Source organism: Methylobacterium sp. PvR107 (genome assembly GCF_017833295.1).
In the GTDB taxonomy this organism is placed as follows: Bacteria; Pseudomonadota; Alphaproteobacteria; order Rhizobiales; family Beijerinckiaceae; genus Methylobacterium.
Window position 1 is genome coordinate 1,402,936 of record NZ_JAFIBW010000001.1, and the last position, 15,487, is coordinate 1,418,422.

Consider the following 15,487-nt stretch of genomic DNA (forward strand, 5'->3'; position numbering starts at 1 on the left):
GAACCCCTGCCATGAAGAAGCCGATCGCGTTCTTCGTCCATCACCAGGGTCGCGGCCACGCCAACCGCACGATGGCGGTGGCGGCCGAATTCGCCCGCGACCGGCCGGTCTCGGTCCTGACTGCGGATCCGAGCCTGTTCGACGGCTTCCCGCGCGACATCGAGATCGTGGCTTTACCGAACATGATCGGCGCCGCGGTGCCGACCGCGCGCCTCTACGCCGAGCCGACCCCACAGGTGATGCACTGCGTCCCCCTGGGCCTGACCGAGATGCGCCGGACCATGCGGTCCATCCTCGACCATCTGGACACGCGCGAGGTCGGGCTGTTCGTGGTCGACGTCTCGGCGGAGATCGCGCTTCTATCCCGCATCGCCAGCGTGCCCGCCGTGCAGATCCGCATGCATGGCGACCGCTCCGATATCGGCCATGTCGGCGCATACGAGGCCTGCGTCGGGATGCTCGCCCCCTTCGACGCGCGCCTGGAGCAGGACGATTACCCGGCGCATCTGCGCGCCAAGACCTTCTACAGCGGTGGCCTGTGCACCAGCGTCGACCGGGTGCCGGAGCGCGCGGAGGCGCGCGCCAAGCTCGGCCTCGATCCCGACCGGGAGATCGTCGTGGCGGTGACCGGCGGCGGCGGCAGCGGTACGCCCTACGCGCCGCTCACGGTCGCCGCCCGCGCCGCCCCCGACGCCCTGTGGCTCACCCTCGGGCCGACCCACCGCGAGGGCCACGAGACCGATTTTGCCAATTTGCGCGAACTTGGCTGGGTGTCCTCGGTCACCGATTATCTCGCCGCCGCCGACATCGTGATCGCCTCGGCGGGGGACAACACGATCCACGAGGTCGCCCGGGTCGGCGGCCGCCTGATCGTGATGCCGGAATGGCGCTACTTCGCCGAGCAGACCCGCAAGGCCGAGGCTCTGGTTCGCCTCGACGCCGCCGTGCAGGCCCCGATCTGGCCCGGCGACCTCCAGGGCTGGCGCGATCTCCTCGCCCGCGCCCGTGGGCTCGACGGAGCCGCCCTGCGCGCCCTCTACGCCCAGGACGCCGCGGCCCGCGCCGCCGGCTGGCTCGAAGGACTGACCGACGCCCTCTGGGACCTTGGACCCGCCGGAGTCGAACCCGCACCGCTGCACGGCATCGCGGCCGAGTGACCACCGCCCTCCCCCCGCCTCAGCCGGAGCCCGATCGCCGCATGTCCACCGTCTCCGTCGTGACCCTCGCGAAGGGGCGTCCGGCCCACCTGCGCAACGTGCTGCTCGGCCTGGAGCGTCAGACGCAGGCCCCCGCCGAGTTCATCGTCGCGGTAATGCAGGACGCGCCCTACGACCTGCCCGCGGTCGGCTTCCCCGTGCGCCAGATCCTCGTGCCGGGCCGCGAATTGCCGCTCGCGGCCGCGCGCAACCGCGGCGTGGCGGCGGCCTCCGGCGACGCCGTGGCCTTCCTCGACGTCGATTGCATCCCGGCGCCCGATCTCGTCGCCGATTACGCGCAGGGGCTCTCCGAGCGCAACGGGCTGCTGATGGGCGAGGTGCTGCACCTGCCCGAACACGCCACGACGAGCGCCTGGGACTACGCCGGCCTTGAAGCCGTGTCGGAAAGGCATTCCGACCGCCGGGGGCCGCCGGTCTCGGGCATCGAGATCTGCAACGATTACCGCTGCTTCTGGTCGCTCAATTTCGCGATCCGACGGACCACCTTTCTGGCGACCGGCGGCTTCGACGAACGCTATACCGGCTACGGCGGCGAGGACACCGACTTCGGCAAGCTCCTCGACCGGCGCGGCATCCCGATCGCCTGGATGAAGGGCGCCCGCGCCTATCATCAGTACCACCCGCACCACATGCCGCCGGTCCATCACCTCGAGAGCGTGGTGCGCAACGCCGAATTGTTCGAGGCCAAGTGGGGCTACCGCACGATGGGCCACTGGCTCTACGCCTTCAAGGTGATGGGCCTGATCGACGACACGCCCGAAACACCGATCCGCATCCTACGCCGGCCCGACGCCGCCGATCTCGCGCTGACCCGCCAGCAGAGCCACCAGCCCTACACCAACGCCGCCTCGGTGATCCGCGCCATCGAGGCCCGAGAGGATGCCGACGCCGCGGCGCGGGCTGATGCGCCGGCGCCGGTGACCGCGTGAGGATCGCGCTCCTCGCCCATCTCCGTCACCCGATTGCCCCGCCCTTCGCGGGCGGCCTCGAAGCCTACACCTGGAATCTCGCCGAGGGCCTCGCCAGCCGCGGCCACGCGGTCACGCTGTTTGCCTCCGGCGACAGCGATGCGCGCTTCACCCTCGATCCCGTGATTCCGGCCCATCACGAGCGGAGCTACGCCGGCCTGGAGCACCGGGGCGATGCGGGCTTGGTAGCCCATCTCGACGCCGGCTACGCCGCTGCCTGCGACCGGATCGCCGCCGGGGGCTTCGACGTGCTTCACAACAACAGCCTGAGCCGCCTGCCGCTGGAGCCGCGCCGCACCGCCGCGATGCCCACCGTCACGTCGCTGCACGTGCCGGCCTACAGCGCCCTGCGCTGGTTCGTGCAGGCGAGCCCCGCCCCGGGACACCGGATCACCGCGACGTCCCGGGCGCAGCTCAATGCCTGGTGGCCGGACGGAGCGCCTCCAGAGGCATCGGTGCTCCACAACGGCATCGATCCCGCCGTCTGGCCCTACCGACCGCGCGGCGATGGCAGTGCGGTCTGGTGCGCGCGGATCACGCCGGACAAGGGCGCGCCGCACGCGATCGCGGCGGCGCGCCGGGCCGGGCTGCCGCTGACCCTGTTCGGCCCGATCGAGGAACCCGCTTACTGGGAGACGCAGGTCGCGCCGTTGCTCGGAGGATCGATCCGCTACGGCGGCCGCCTCGGCGGCGCCGCTTTGGCCGCGGAGGTCGGCCGCGCCTCCGTGTTCCTGACCACCCCATGCTGGGACGAGCCGTTCGGGCTGGCAGCGATCGAGGCGATGGCCTGCGGACTTCCGGTCGCCGGGTTCGCCCGGGGCGGCATCCCGGAGGTCGTCGGCGAAGGCGGATCCCTCGCCGCACCGGGGGACGCGGCGGGTCTGGCCTGCTCCATCGGCGAGGCCCTGGCGATCCCGCGGCCGGTCCCGCACGGGCGCGTTCTGCGCCTGTTTACCCGCGCGCGCTGGCTCGAGCGCTGCGAGGCGCTCTACGCGCAGGCCCGCTTCGGGGGGTGACCCCACGACTCCGACAGACGTCTGCTCGTCCTGCGCCTGTCCCATACCCGCACGCCAGAGTGACACGACCCGACAGGACCTAATCGCCACCCTTTGGCACGGCCGCCACCCCTTCGCGGATCCCCGGCTGCCTTGCGCCCCGGCGACCTGCAAGGCTGGCGCAGCATTCACCCCTACCTTGAGGAGGCGGTGATCGACGGCCGGCCCCGCGCGATCATCGAGATCGGCACTTGGAAGGGGGCCAGCGCCCTCGTTCTCGCTCGAACCATGGCCGCACACGATGTCGCCGGCACCGTGATCTCGGTCGATACGTGGCTCGGAGCGGTCGACCTGGGGGCGGACGAGGCGCTCTTCGCGGAACGCGCCACCGCGCATGGCTATCCGAGCCTCCACCGGACCTTCCTGGCCAATGGGGTACGCGCCGGCATGACGGACCGCATCGTGCCATTCCGCTCGATTCGGTGAATGCCGCGGAACGTCTGCGTCTGCGGGACGTGACGGCCGATGTCATCCATCTCGATGCCGGGCACGAGGAGGCGTCCGTCGCGGCGGACCTGCGCGCGTGGTGGCCCATCCGGCGACAAGGAGGCCTCCTGATCGCCGACGATGACGATCGCCGGGGCGGCCGCTTCCCGGGTGTCACCCGGGCGGTCGATGCATTCTGCACCGAGGCCAAGCGCGGGGACCGTGGTCGCTGCGGGGCAAGTGCAAGATCATCAAGCCGGATTGGGGCCGGTTGAGGAATCCGCCAGCCGGTTGGCCGAGCGCTCTGCGGCCGATCGGACGCGATCCGGCGGCCGCGATCAACGGCTTTCGGAGGGCGCGGTCCGCTTTAAGGATGACGGTCGTGCGGCCTGTTCGTCAGGATCGGGCGCGAAGCCGAATCCAGACTTTTCGGCCGCACACAAATGCAGCTTTAATGCCATGTGCTGATTTCATGAGCGTACACCACCTGAGATCCCGAACTTCCGAGCAATGACTCTGCTCGCCGGCGTTTATGGCGTCCTGTGTTTGGAAGACCCGAGTACGTTGACCCACAATACGATCGTCTGGGCACGCGTCCCCGGGTTGCCGAAACGATGCGGCCGGCGGCTCTCGAAGCGGAAGCTGTCCCCCTCGGAAAGCTGAAGCGTGCGCGCCTCGACGACGAGCGTGAGGCGTCCCTCAAGGACAAGCCCGGCCTCCTCGCCATCGTGGCTGAACAGCTCGTCGCCCGTGCTGGCCCCAGGCCTCAGCACCATGTGGAATAGGCTCATACCCTGCGTCCCGCCCGGCGGCGTCAGCAACTGCTTGGTGATGCCGGTGCGCCAGAGCTGCAGCTCCGGCCGGTCCTTCCGGAACACGACGATCGGATCGGGCTCGGGCTCTTGGAGGATCGGCTCGAACAGCCCCCCGATCCCGATCTGCAGCGTGTCCGCGAGCAGCGCCAGCACGCGGAGCGAGGGCGAGGACATGCCCCGCTCGACTTGGCTGATGAAGCCGATCGACAAGCCCGTGCTGGACGCGACCGCTTCCAGCGATAGACCCTTTGCGCGCCGCAGGTTGCGCAGGCGCTGACCCACGGCCCGGTCGACCGGTTCCGGACCCGTCGCGTCGCCCAGAGGAATGCTCACCGGTACACCAAGATGCCTTCCGCGCGTCTCTTCATGCACGTGAAATTCCCTTGCGTCGATATTGGAAACGTGCGGTATTCTTCACGAGAATGAAATCGGATTCTGGCTTTTGCCGTGTAATCCGGGAACCTGACGGGAGCGTCACGATGAGAAGACGGTTGGCCAGCCTGTGTCTGTCGTCGGCGCTTCTCCTCGGGGCCCTGGGGAGCGCCGTCAGCGCCCAGCCCCTGAAGGTCGGCGCGACGCCGACCGGTCTGCCCTTCACGTTCCTCGACACCAAGACCAACACCATCCAGGGCGTGATGGTCGACCTCGTCAACGCGGTCGGCAAGGAGGCGGGCTTCACCGTGGCGGTTGAGCCGCTGCAATTCTCGACGCTGATCCCAGCGCTCACCGCCTCGAAGATCGACATCATTTCGGCGGCGATGTTCATCACGCCCCAGCGCAAGGAGGTCGTGGCCTTCTCGGCCCCCGTCTACAGCTACGGCGAGGGGCTGATCGTCCCGAAAACCGACACGAAGGATTACACGGCCTTCGCCGACCTGAAGGGCGAGACGGTTGGCGCCCAGGTCGGCACCGCCTTTGTCGAGCCGCTGAAGAAGTCCGGTCTGTTCGGCGAGGTGAAGATCTACGACACGATTCCCGACATCATCCGGGACGTGAATTCCGGGCGGCTGAAGGCCGGTTTCGCCGACGCGCCGATCCTCGCTTACTACGTCAAGCAAGGCGTATTCCCGGGCGTGCGCCTGGTCGATAGCTTCAAGCCGACCGTCGTCGCGTCGGTCGGCCTCAGCGTGCGGAAGGCGGACGCCGACCTGCTTGCCAAGATCGACACAGCGCTCGCAAAGCTCAAGGCTGACGGGACGCTCCAGGCGATCCTGACCAAATGGGGCCTGCCGCCCTCGGCCGACCGGTCCTGAGCTTCGGCCCCAGCGTCATGCGCGAGTTCCTCGCCGACGCCCAGGAATACCTGCCGATCCTGCTGCAGGGCGTGCAGCTCACGGTCCTTATCACCCTCGCCTCGCTCGTGGTCTCGACGCTGCTCGGCTTGGTCTGGGCGGTGATGCGGGTCTCGGGCATCGCCGTGCTGGCGGGTTTCAGCGCGGTGATGATCAACATCCTGCGCGGCATCCCGATCATCGTGCAGCTGTTCTACATCTACTTCGTGATGCCCGATTTCGGCCTGTCGCTGACGGCCGTCCAGGCAGCGATCATCGGGCTCGGCATCGCCTACTCGGCCTACCAGGCCGAGAACTTCCGCGCCGGCATCGAGGCGGTGGATCGCGGACAGGTCGAGGCCGCGCTGTCGATCGGCATGAGCTGGGGCATGACCATGCGGCGGGTGATCCTGCCGCAGGCGATCCGGATCGCGCTGCCGCCCTACGGCAACATCATGATCATGATGCTCAAGGACTCGTCGCAAGCCTCGACCATCACGGTCGCGGAACTGGCGCTCCAGGGCAAGCTGATCGCATCCTCGACCTTCAAGAACACCAGCGTCTACACGATGGTGGCGCTCATGTACCTCGCGCTCAGCCTGCCGCTGATCCTGCTGGTCCGCCACTTCGAAGCCAAGGGGCGGCGCCGATGATCGTCCTGGAGGATGTCCGAAAACGGTACGGCGCCTTGGAGGTGATCAAGGGCGTCTCGGCGGAAATCGCCAAGGGCGAGGTGGTCTGCATTATCGGACCGTCGGGATCGGGCAAGTCGACGCTCCTGCGCTGCATCAACGGGCTCGAGGCCTATGACGGCGGCGAGATCCGCGTCGGCAGCCAGCGGGTCGAGCAAGGCAAGCGCAGCATCAAGGCGATCCGCACCCGGGTCTCCATGGTCTTCCAGCGCTTCAACCTGTTCGCCAACCGGACGGCCTTGGAGAACGTCGTCGAGGGGCCGATCCACGTGAAGGGCGAGCCCCGGGCGGAGGCCGAGGAACGGGCGCGCGCGCTCCTCGCGCGGGTCGGGCTGTCGGACAAGGCGCATGCCCGGCCGGACGAACTCTCCGGCGGCCAGCAGCAGCGCGTCGCCATCGCCCGGGCGCTCGCAATGCGGCCGGAGGCGATCCTGTTCGACGAGCCGACCTCGGCCCTCGATCCCGAACTGGTGGGCGACGTGCTGCGGGTGATGCGCGGGCTCGCCGACGAGGGCATGACCATGATCGTCGTCACGCACGAGATCGGCTTTGCCCGGGAGGTGGCCGACCGGGTGCTGTTCCTCGATGGCGGCCGCCTCGTCGAGCAGGGACCGGCCGCCGAGATCCTGAACCGCCCGCAGAATCCGCGCACCCAGGACTTCCTGCAGCGCGTGCTGCACCCGTTGTAGGAGAGGCTGTGGCCGAACCGTTCCCGCTCGCTCCATCGCTCTGGGCCACCACGGCGTCCCCCGCGCCCGATACGCCGCCACTCGCGGAATCCGGCGCGGCCGACGTGGTGATCGTCGGCGGCGGCTTCTGTGGCCTGTCCACCGCGCTGCATCTGGCCGAGCGCGGCGTCCGGCCGGTGGTGCTGGAGGCCCGCGAGATCGGCTTCGGCGGCTCCGGGCGCAACGGAGGGCAGGTCATTCCGGGCCTGAAATACGATCCCGCCGACCTCGTCGCCAAGTTCGGGCGGGAGCGTGGCGAGCGGCTCGCGCGCTTCGCCGGCGGGACCGCCGACACGGTTTTCGACCTGATCGAACGGCACGGAATGGACGTGCCCTACCGGCGCGAGGGCTGGATCCAGGGCGCCCATACCGAAGCCGGACTGGCCGAGGTCGAGCGGCGGGCGACGCAGTGGGCCGCCCTCGGCGCACCGACCCGCGTCCTTGACAAGGCCGAGACCAGCCGATTGCTCGGCACCGAACGCTATCTCGGCGGGTGGCTCGACGGCCGCGGCGGCGCGATTCAGCCGCTGAGCTACGCCCGCGGCCTCGCCCGGGCGGCGCTGAAGGCCGGGGCGATGATCCATGGCGCATCACCGGTCACGGCCCTCGAACGGATTGGATCGGGCTGGGCCGTCACGACGGCGCAGGGCGCCCGCCTCACCACCGAACGCGTCGTCCTGTGCACCAACGGCTACACGGGCGGCCTCTGGCCGGCTCTCGCCCGGACGGTGATCGCGGCGAATTCCTTCCAGGTCGCCACGGTACCGCTCTCCGACAACCTGAGGCGTTCGATCCTGCCGATGGGTCATGTCTCTTCGGACACCCGCAAACTGCTGCTCTATTTCCGCCTCGACCATACCGGCCGTCTTCTGATGGGCGGCCGCGGTCCGTTCCGCGAACCCCGCAGTCCCGCCGACTGGGCGCATCTCGAGCGGATCGTCGGCAAGCTGTTCCCGCAGCTCGGCGGCACGGGTTTCGATCACCGCTGGTGCGGCCGCGTGGCGATCACCCGGGACTACCTGCCCCATCTCCACGAGCCGGCGCCGGGCTTGCTCATCGACATCGGTTGCCAGGGTCGGGGCGTCGGCCTCCAGTCGGCGATGGGCCGGGCGATGGCTGCCTACATCGCCACCGGCAATGCCGACGCGCTGCCGCTGCCGCTGACGTCGATCGCACCGCTGCCGCTGCACGCGCTCCATCGCCTCTACGTGTCGGCGATCATCGGCTGGTATCGCCTGAGCGATGGCGGTATTCGCTGAGGCGTTGAGCGGCCGAAAGCAGCCCATCAGCCTCATCCGAGACCGCGCCGTCTGCCTATGAGGCGCGCGGTGCGCGTGGGCTTGGTCCAGGCGCTGATGCTTCTCGACCGCTGCGTCCGCTTTCGAAAGGCGCCCGAGGTTGGCCGAACGGCCGCATTGCAGCCGGGCTGGTTTCGAAGCCCCTCGACACCGAAGCCAGGGGCCGAACGCTCAAATCTCAGTGCCAGAGCAGCCTCGACGTCGACACCGAGATACCTGACCGTGCTCTCAATCTTGGTATGCCGAGCAGGATCTGGACGGCATACTAAGAATGCCGGTCCGCATGTAGATCAACGACGCCTTGGTGCAACGGAGGGAGTGGGTCCCGTAGTCCTCGCTTCGCAGCCCGATGCCCGAGACCACGCATCGACCAGGCGCCTATACTGCCGGGTGCTGATGTGCGTGATGCCGTTGAGCCTGCTTGGGAACGCATAGTCGTCGAGCGTCCCACCCCGGCCCTCCAGCCAGGTCAGGATGTTGGTGCGGGCAGGTTCGAGGAGCTCGAACTGTACCGGCCGGCCTTCTTGCTCTGGACGACAAAAAGCCCGGCACCGGACGCGACCACCGCTGACAAGGTCGCCAATCGTGAGCGTGACGACGTCGCAGCCGCGCAGCTTGCTGTGGATGGCGCGATCGAACATCGCGCGGTCGCGAACCCGCCGTTCGCGATCGAGCCAGAACCGGATGGCCCGGATTTGCTGAGGTTTGAGAGCGCGCTTGGCTCCGAGCTTGCGGCCAGCGTTCCAGGCTGGCCGCCCGTTCGAGGCCGGATCGTGTGCGGCGTGTCGCATCGTCTGTCTCCTCGCCGGCCCATGCCGACGAGGCGAGAGGACGCCTGGATCAAGGCTCCTGAGATGAGGGTGGCCATAGGCGGACGTTCCGCTGGCGACCCAACCCGGTCGCCCGGACCGCCTTCGTCGCTTCTCCAAAGCGGCCGTTCGTCAGCCGTCCGCCTACTCCGGCCGATTGTGGAAAACGGGCATTGCCGAGAGACCCCAAAATGCGATGTTGCGCAGCGTCGAACGTATCAACCACCCTGGCACCGAGACATGGCAGATCGCGTAGGCTTCGACGATGGCGCCTGGCTCAATGAGCCCACCAATTGGCGGTTCGAAGACGGCCGCCTCCTCGTCGTAACCGACCGGGCCACGGATTTCTGGCGGGAAACGCATTACGGCTTCATCCGCGATACTGGCCACTTCTTCGCAGTGAATACGGGGAGTGCTTTCACTGCACAGTTGCGCATTCGAGCAAATTATGAGCAATTGTATGACCAAGCCGGACTAATGGTGCGCATTTCGAAGGAGTACTGGGTCAAAGCTGGGATCGAATTGTCTGATGGTCTGCCCATGATTAGCAGCGTTCTCACTTTGGGAAAATCCGATTGGTCTACTGCATCATATAACGGCGATGCGAGCGACTTTTGGTTGAGAGCAACGATATCTGGCGGTGTTCTGCGCTTGCAGGTATCGTCTGACGGGCAATCTTGGCCGCTGATGCGGCTCTGCCCGTTCCCGGCGAATCCAACCTACAGCGTTGGCCCGATGTGCTGCACACCCGAGCGCTCCGGCTTGAATGTTGCGTTCTCCGATTTCTCGATTAGCGCTCCCAAGGGCAAAGACTTGCACGACCTCTCGTGAGCCCTGCCTCCCATCCGCGATGGGTCGTTAGCGGATGAGGCAGCGACGTCGGCTCCAATGCCCATCCGCTCGTAAGCTGACTGACAGGAAACCACCCAACTGAGACGCTCACCGGGGTTTAGCGCGGCGGCCAATGCTGACCGTCAGCGGCTCGCCCGTTTCCGAAACCAAGTCTTGGAGAAGCGGACAGTCGCCCCGATCCGACCTATTCGTTCGGTCCGCCGGCGACAACGCCTTCGAGCGGACTTGAGCGTCCACGCTGCTCGAAGGCCTGAGCTGCGCCGATGACTTCGCGGTTGCCTGCCTGCTCGGAACGGCGGGGCGGCAATGGCCGACAATGACGATGGTGATCGCCCCGGCGCGTCCAGGCCCGCGCACGTCACTGAACTGCCTGACCACCAAGCTCCGCCAGCAGCTCACCTCGTTCGGCCATTCGTCGCACCAGATCGCTTCATCCGAACTGCGACTGCAGCAAGTCGTTGCCGCATGACCATTGCAGATGGAGTCATGATGTCGAATCCCGCGAAGGGTCAGTCCGGTGACGGGCAGCAGCACACGACGAGGAATGCGCAGGAGCAGAAGGCGGGCGAGGTCCAAGCAGCCGGAAGCGCCAAGGCCGATGTCGGTCACCCTGTCGTGTTGGAGGGCGGGAAGGTCGAGGCGCCGACGGAGGGCAGAGGCCACGCGAAATCAGCCGCGTCCAATTCATCGTCCGGCGCAACCAGCGACGCTGCCACGAGCGCGGCGACGGCGGGATAGGCGGAGAAGGAAGCCGCCGCGGCGGCAGGCGGCGACAAGGATCAGCACGGGCGCGGGCATCGCAAGGCTCAATAGTGGGACTGCACGCAGCGGGAGCGGTCGGCAGCGCGCCAGGAAACCGGTCGGGTCGGCTCGCCAGTGGCTTGCCCTCAGACACACGACGCTCACGGAACGCTCACACCGTGGACCCATGGAGTTGAAGCCTTGATGTCGAGTCTGGCCGCGCGCAAAGCACGCCTGATCGTCCACGGCGACCGGCCCTACAATGCCGAGACGCCGCTGGACCGGCTGCGGGACGCTTACCGCACCGCGGCTGACGACTTCTACGTCCGCTGCCACGGCGACTTGCCGGTGATCGACCCGGACACGTGGCGCCTCACCCTCGACGGCGCTCTCGGCACGCCGATGGAGGTCTCGCTGGATGGCCTGCGCAGCCGATTCCAGACCGTCACGATAACGGCGACGATGCAGTGCGCCGGCAATCGGCGCGCTGACATGCGCGCCGTCGCGCCCGTTTCGGGAGACCCTTGGGAAGGCGGTGCCATCGGCACGGCCGACTGGACGGGCATCCGTCTCGGCGACCTTCTACGTTCGGCCGGAGCCCCCGAAGACAGGGATCGCCACGTCGCCTTCGAGAGCCACGACGCGGTGGGGGACCGGCCCTACGGCGTTTCCATCCCGCTCGCCAAGGCGCTGGCCCCTGAAACCCTCCTGGCCTTTGCCATGAACGGCCAACCGCTGCTGCCCGAGCACGGCTTCCCGCTGCGCGCGGTGGTGCCGGGCTTTGCCGGCGTGCGCAGTCCCAAATGGCTCCGGCACATCACGGTGCAGGATCATCCCTCGGACAATCCGATACAGGCTAGCGACTACAAGCTGTACCCACCCGACGAGACTGCCGAAACCGCCGATCCAGTCCGGGGGCACACGATCGACACGATGCCGCTGAATGCCGCGATCTGCACGCCCCCGCGCGGCGCCGCTCTCGAAGTCGGGGCGTGCCGAGTCCGGGGCTACGCGGTTGCGGGCGACCGGGCCGTCATCCGCGTCGATGTCTCAAGCGATGGCGGGCGGAACTGGATCCAGGCGACGCTTGAGCACGAGCCCGAGGCGCCGTTCGCTTGGACCTTCTGGACCGCCGAGCTCGACCTGCCGCCGGGGGAGCACGATCTCGCCGTCCGAGCCTGGGACTCGGCCGGCCAGACCCAGCCGGCGCTGCCCGACGACGTCTGGAACCACAAGGGTTATCTCTGCACCTGCTGGCACCGGGTGCGCGTGCGCGTCACCTAAAGGTCCAGACGGGCCATCCCGTCCCTGTCGCAGGGACGGCGGCTCACCAGGTTTCAGGTGGGGGTCTCCCCCATCGGGGCCGACAAGGGAGACGTGATTGTTCAGACGTCCGCGATGTCCGAAGACATGCTCGAAGGCCTTTGTGACAGCCTGCTCGAAGGACGCGCCGCCGTTCCCCGGTGCGCCCCTGAGGGCACTGAGCAAGGCGCGGTTCTGTTCGGTATCCGCGGACTTGGCATCGTCCCCGGCCAGCGTGAACGCCGGCTCGGCAAGCCAATCGCGATGAGAGACCCCGGTCCCTGCGTATCCTCGATCCCGGATTTGCCTGGGGACACGGCGGACTCATCGGATCGATGTGCAAGGCCGCGCACGGCCAAACCGTCCCGTTGTGAGCTCACGGCCCCGCGCCGTCGCGCACGGTGCGCCGGAGGCAGCAGAACGCGGCCCTCGCGCCCGGCGTCCGTGGCCGGGAACTGGCCGAGCCCGCCGCGATGACGCCCCGGCACACGACCTGATCGGAGAACCGCTGCCGATGCCGAACCGTATTCAGTCGGCCCTCCGCGCGGCCGCCGAGGTCGGAGTTGGCCTGTGGGCAGCCTGCAACCGGCTGCGCCTGTCCGGGACGAAGAATCCCTTCGTCGTCGGCGTCCACGAACCGATGCGCGCGGAGCTGACGCTGGAGAATCTGCCCGTCACCGGTAAGATCCCGCCGGGCCTCGACGGCCTCTATCTCAAGATGGGGGCCAATCCCGTGCGAGCCGCGACCCGGGGTCATGACTGGTTCCTCGGCGACGGCATGGTGCACGGCCTCGCGATCGAGGCCGGCAAGGCGCTGTGGTACCGCAACCGCTGGATCGGCTCTCGCACGGCTGCCGCAGCGCTCAAGCGCCCTGCCGCGCCCGGGCCGCGGCGGGGCGGCAACGACACCGTCAACACCAACGTCGTCGAGATCGGCGGCCGGATCTTCGCCGTCGTCGAGGCGGGCTGTTTCCCGGTCGAACTGGCCCGCACTCTGGAGGAGCAGCGCTACAACCCGTTCGACGGCACGCTTGCCGGGTCCTTCACCGGGCACCCGCACCGCGACCCGCGAACCGGCGAGACCCATGCCATCGCCTACGACGGGCGCGTGTGGGACAGCGTCCGCCACGTCGTTCTCGCGCCGACCGGACAGGTCGTGCGGGACGTGCCGATTCTGGTCGCGCATGGCCCCTGCATCCACGACTGCGCAATCACGGCGCGCTTCGTTATCGTGCTCGACCTGCCAGTCACCTTCTCGTTTCGGGCCCTGCTCGCCGGCTACCGCTTCCCGTTCCGCTGGAACCCGAGCCACAGGGCCCGGGTGGGCCTCCTCCCCCGGCAAGGCGCGGGTGCCGACATCCTGTGGTGCGCGGTCGAGCCCTGCTTCGTGTTCCACATCGCCAACGCCTACGACGACGTGGACGGGAAGGTGATCCTCGATGTGATCGCCTACGCGACGGTGTTCACCGCGGCCGCGGGCGGGCTCGACACGCCGGGCCGGCTCGAACGATGGACGGTCGATCCCACGACGGGGTGCGTCGAGCGGCGGGTGCTCGACCCCGCAGCGCAGGAGTTCCCCCGCATCGACGAGCGGCGTCTCGGGCAGCGGCACCGCTACCTCTACACGGTGAGTGTCCCGGCCGACGGCAACACGCAGCTCGCCGGTGCGACGCAGCTCTACAAGCACGACTTGGAGACGGGCGAGCGCCAGGAGCACGAATTCGGTCCCGACCGCATCCCGGGGGAGTTCGTCTTCGTGCCGGCGCATGCCGAGGCCGATGAGGACGAAGGCTGGCTCGTCGGCTTCGTGATCGACACGCTCCGCGACACGACCGCGTTCGTCGTCCTCGACGCGCGGACGTTCGAAGCGCCGCCCGTCGCCACGGTCCGCCTCGGACACCGGATACCGCCCGGCTTTCACGGCAACTGGTTCCCGGTGCGCGCCCCGTCCGGAACGGTCTGATCGGCGCCCCCGAACCGGCTCGGATCGTCCATCAGGACCGACCCATGTAGGGTGACTCACGCCGTCGCGGTCCATCCGATCACCGCCGTCATCGGATCGCCGGGGCCGCCCGCGGGTCTGAGGACACGTCCTTCGATACGGGCGAAGCCGGCGCGTTGAAGGTACAGACCGACGAGCTGGACATGCCCCGCGCCGTCGAGGGCATTCCAGATAGCAACCGCCTTGGTCGGGAAGCGCCGGTTGGAGAAGCTGATCACCACCGGGGCACCGGGACGCAGGACGCGCGCGATCTCGGACAGGACGGCCGCCGGCTTTTGCAGGTACTGCACCGAGACGCACATCAGAGCGGCGTCGATACTCGCGGTCTCGAGTGGCAGATGCGTCTCCGCGTTGAGGTCTTGCACGAAGTGTTGGGTCAGGCGCGGGTTGGCGGAAAGTTCCGCTGCATTCAACCCGTGGCCAATGACGCGCGCGTAGGCGACCTCATCCGGAAGGTGGCTGATCCAACTCGACATCAGGTCGAGGACGACACCACTCTCGGGGACGACCGTTCGGTACAGATCGGTTATGGCGGCGATCGCAGCGGCGTCGATGTGCGTGACGAAACGCGGTTGCACGTAAAAGAGAGGGTCCGGCGCGCAATCATCCTTCGCGAACGCCCAGGGTGGAAAGGCCGGCACATCCTGCGTTGTCATCGGTGTCGTCCTCGCATCCGATCTGCCGCTCTCAAACGCGTGAACCTTGCAGCGAGCCCGGCGGCTCCCGGATCCGCGTCGCAGTCGCCGCCGCCAGCCCGGGACGGGCCGGGTGCCGCGCGCAGGTCCAGGCGGGCGAGCTCGGCGATCCCCGCGGTGGGAACGCCGACCTCGCCGCCCGGCCTTTGCGCGCGCTGATCCATCGTGTGCTTTCGACGAGCTGCGACACGCGTCGTGCGCGCGCGGTCAGTCGGCCTGGTCGGACCCCAGGGGTGGTCAAAATTCGAAGTTCGTGCAGGGTCAGGGTCAACACAGGCTGCGCCCTATGCCGACAGCTCTCGGCCAAGTGAGCCGATCAGGCTTGGCGGTTGCAATTATCGTCTTCATCCTCGTGACGCGGTCGACGGTCTCCCCCCTTACGAGGGGCCGGGCCGCCCCATCGTCCCCTTCTGGAATGCGTTCGGTGACGGCGCGATGGCGGCAATGGGCGCCAAGCCGAACGTCCGATTCTGCGCGCGCCGGCGATCCGGCGTGGCGAAGTCTGGCCGGAAGGGGCCTGACCGCTTTGGTTCGACAGTCCCCAAAAGCAGACATGCCGTTTGCCTCCGAGGCTGCGTAGAAGTGCAGGCGCATTGCGAATCAGCAGGTCAATTTC

Annotated in this window: 14 protein-coding genes and 1 pseudogene; 12 read left to right on the top strand and 3 right to left on the bottom strand. The window is 68.1% G+C overall.

Annotated features, from left to right (window positions below; translation table 11 throughout):
• The first annotated feature begins 11 nt into the window (after nucleotides 1–11).
• The 4 genes from JOE48_RS06470 (at nucleotide 12) to JOE48_RS31185 (ending at nucleotide 3,941) form a co-directional block, all read left to right on the top strand.
• Nucleotides 12–1,157: a glycosyltransferase gene (locus tag JOE48_RS06470; protein ID WP_210028745.1), complete on the top strand. Its 1,146-nt coding sequence runs from the start codon at nucleotides 12–14 to the stop codon at nucleotides 1,155–1,157.
• A gap of 41 nt (nucleotides 1,158–1,198) precedes the next feature.
• The gene (locus JOE48_RS06475; RefSeq protein WP_210028747.1) at nucleotides 1,199–2,146 is read left to right on the top strand and encodes a glycosyltransferase family 2 protein; all 948 of its coding nucleotides are present in this window, start codon (nucleotides 1,199–1,201) and stop codon (nucleotides 2,144–2,146) included.
• On the top strand, nucleotides 2,143–3,201 hold the full coding sequence (locus JOE48_RS06480; RefSeq protein ID WP_210028749.1) for a glycosyltransferase: 1,059 nt from the start codon (nucleotides 2,143–2,145) through the stop codon (nucleotides 3,199–3,201). Before JOE48_RS06475 ends, JOE48_RS06480 begins: the two co-directional genes overlap by 4 nt.
• Nucleotides 3,202–3,512: 311 nt before the next feature.
• Nucleotides 3,513–3,941, top strand: coding sequence for a class I SAM-dependent methyltransferase (locus JOE48_RS31185; RefSeq protein ID WP_409518566.1), 429 nt, complete (start codon nucleotides 3,513–3,515; stop codon nucleotides 3,939–3,941).
• A gap of 255 nt (nucleotides 3,942–4,196) precedes the next feature.
• On the opposite strand, the gene JOE48_RS06490 is transcribed toward JOE48_RS31185, so the two are convergent.
• Nucleotides 4,197–4,814 carry a cupin domain-containing protein gene (locus JOE48_RS06490; protein WP_312893103.1) on the bottom strand — a complete coding sequence of 206 codons (618 nt, stop codon included), beginning with the start codon at nucleotides 4,812–4,814 and terminating at the stop codon, nucleotides 4,197–4,199.
• A gap of 146 nt (nucleotides 4,815–4,960) precedes the next feature.
• Between JOE48_RS06490 and JOE48_RS06495 the strand changes: the two genes are divergently transcribed.
• The 4 genes from JOE48_RS06495 to JOE48_RS06510 are packed head-to-tail and all read left to right on the top strand — an operon-like array spanning nucleotide 4,961 to nucleotide 8,431.
• Nucleotides 4,961–5,734 carry an ABC transporter substrate-binding protein gene (locus tag JOE48_RS06495; protein ID WP_210028751.1) on the top strand — a complete coding sequence of 258 codons (774 nt, stop codon included), beginning with the start codon at nucleotides 4,961–4,963 and terminating at the stop codon, nucleotides 5,732–5,734.
• 17 nt (nucleotides 5,735–5,751) lie between these two features.
• Nucleotides 5,752–6,405 carry an amino acid ABC transporter permease gene (locus tag JOE48_RS06500; RefSeq protein ID WP_210035607.1) on the top strand — a complete coding sequence of 218 codons (654 nt, stop codon included), beginning with the start codon at nucleotides 5,752–5,754 and terminating at the stop codon, nucleotides 6,403–6,405.
• Nucleotides 6,402–7,133, top strand: a complete 732-nt coding sequence (locus JOE48_RS06505; protein WP_210028753.1) for an amino acid ABC transporter ATP-binding protein — start codon at nucleotides 6,402–6,404, stop codon at nucleotides 7,131–7,133. The genes JOE48_RS06500 and JOE48_RS06505 overlap by 4 nt, the downstream gene beginning before the upstream one ends.
• An 8-nt stretch (nucleotides 7,134–7,141) precedes the next feature.
• Nucleotides 7,142–8,431, top strand: coding sequence for an NAD(P)/FAD-dependent oxidoreductase (locus tag JOE48_RS06510; RefSeq protein ID WP_210028755.1), 1,290 nt, complete (start codon nucleotides 7,142–7,144; stop codon nucleotides 8,429–8,431).
• A 218-nt stretch (nucleotides 8,432–8,649) separates the two neighbouring features.
• Here the strand turns inward: JOE48_RS06510 and JOE48_RS06515 are convergent.
• Nucleotides 8,650–9,261: pseudogene (locus tag JOE48_RS06515) on the bottom strand (tyrosine-type recombinase/integrase); the annotation flags it as partial.
• A 258-nt stretch (nucleotides 9,262–9,519) separates the two neighbouring features.
• Here JOE48_RS06515 and JOE48_RS06520 point away from each other — a divergent pair.
• The 4 genes from JOE48_RS06520 (at nucleotide 9,520) to JOE48_RS06535 (ending at nucleotide 14,137) form a co-directional block, all read left to right on the top strand.
• The gene (locus tag JOE48_RS06520; RefSeq protein ID WP_210028758.1) at nucleotides 9,520–10,110 is read left to right on the top strand and encodes a DUF1349 domain-containing protein; all 591 of its coding nucleotides are present in this window, start codon (nucleotides 9,520–9,522) and stop codon (nucleotides 10,108–10,110) included.
• 343 nt (nucleotides 10,111–10,453) lie between these two features.
• Nucleotides 10,454–10,600, top strand: a complete 147-nt coding sequence (locus tag JOE48_RS06525) for a hypothetical protein (RefSeq protein WP_210028759.1) — start codon at nucleotides 10,454–10,456, stop codon at nucleotides 10,598–10,600.
• 476 nt (nucleotides 10,601–11,076) lie between these two features.
• Complete coding sequence (locus JOE48_RS06530) at nucleotides 11,077–12,156, top strand: molybdopterin-dependent oxidoreductase (RefSeq protein ID WP_210028760.1); 1,080 nt, start codon at nucleotides 11,077–11,079, stop codon at nucleotides 12,154–12,156.
• A gap of 532 nt (nucleotides 12,157–12,688) precedes the next feature.
• Nucleotides 12,689–14,137 (top strand): carotenoid oxygenase family protein, encoded by a 1,449-nt coding sequence (locus tag JOE48_RS06535; RefSeq protein WP_245252737.1) that lies wholly within the window; start codon nucleotides 12,689–12,691, stop codon nucleotides 14,135–14,137.
• A gap of 56 nt (nucleotides 14,138–14,193) precedes the next feature.
• On the opposite strand, the gene JOE48_RS06540 is transcribed toward JOE48_RS06535, so the two are convergent.
• Nucleotides 14,194–14,832: a class I SAM-dependent methyltransferase gene (locus tag JOE48_RS06540; protein ID WP_210028761.1), complete on the bottom strand. Its 639-nt coding sequence runs from the start codon at nucleotides 14,830–14,832 to the stop codon at nucleotides 14,194–14,196.
• Nucleotides 14,833–15,487: the final 655 nt, after the last annotated feature.

Bases quoted from the DNA above. Each gene is read 5' to 3' on its own strand.
- JOE48_RS06470 (WP_210028745.1), top strand. From the start codon at position 12: ATGAAGAAGCCGATCGCGTTCTTCGTCCATCACCAGGGTCGCGGCCAC.
- JOE48_RS06475 (WP_210028747.1), top strand. From the start codon at position 1,199: ATGTCCACCGTCTCCGTCGTGACCCTCGCGAAGGGGCGTCCGGCCCAC.
- JOE48_RS06495 (WP_210028751.1), top strand. From the start codon at position 4,961: ATGAGAAGACGGTTGGCCAGCCTGTGTCTGTCGTCGGCGCTTCTCCTC.
- JOE48_RS06500 (WP_210035607.1), top strand. From the start codon at position 5,752: ATGCGCGAGTTCCTCGCCGACGCCCAGGAATACCTGCCGATCCTGCTG.
- JOE48_RS06505 (WP_210028753.1), top strand. From the start codon at position 6,402: ATGATCGTCCTGGAGGATGTCCGAAAACGGTACGGCGCCTTGGAGGTG.
- JOE48_RS06520 (WP_210028758.1), top strand. From the start codon at position 9,520: ATGGCAGATCGCGTAGGCTTCGACGATGGCGCCTGGCTCAATGAGCCC.
- JOE48_RS06525 (WP_210028759.1), top strand. From the start codon at position 10,454: ATGGTGATCGCCCCGGCGCGTCCAGGCCCGCGCACGTCACTGAACTGC.
- JOE48_RS06530 (WP_210028760.1), top strand. From the start codon at position 11,077: ATGTCGAGTCTGGCCGCGCGCAAAGCACGCCTGATCGTCCACGGCGAC.
- JOE48_RS06535 (WP_245252737.1), top strand. From the start codon at position 12,689: ATGCCGAACCGTATTCAGTCGGCCCTCCGCGCGGCCGCCGAGGTCGGA.
- JOE48_RS06540 (WP_210028761.1), bottom strand. From the start codon at position 14,832: ATGACAACGCAGGATGTGCCGGCCTTTCCACCCTGGGCGTTCGCGAAG.